The sequence below is a fragment of the Cedecea sp. B1(4) genome (assembly GCF_059414925.1).
The window spans coordinates 1-226 of record NZ_JCAHMZ010000229.1 but is presented as its reverse complement, the minus strand read 5'-3'; the positions used below and the strand labels follow the sequence as shown (position 1 = coordinate 226).

General features: G+C 70.4%; 1 protein-coding gene. It reads left to right on the top strand.

Annotated elements, in window-relative coordinates; genetic code table 11:
• Nucleotides 1-226 (top strand): TraC family protein (locus ACR6JA_RS22735; RefSeq protein WP_494599734.1); only part of this gene is annotated, 226 nt, incomplete at both ends.

Here is a 226-nt window from a genome sequence, read left to right as displayed (position 1 = left end):
GCCCGTGACGGGCCATCTGACGGGCGAGACGCGCAAAGGCGGCGATGCCATGAACGCGCTGTTCGACCAGATGCCCGAGGACACGGTGATGTGCCTGACGCTGGTCGCCACACCCCAGGACGTGCTGGAGGCGCACCTCAACCACCTCGCCAGGAAGGCCGTCGGCGAGACCCTGGCCTCGGAGCAGACCCGGCAGGACGTGCAGCAGGCGCGCGGGCTGATCGGC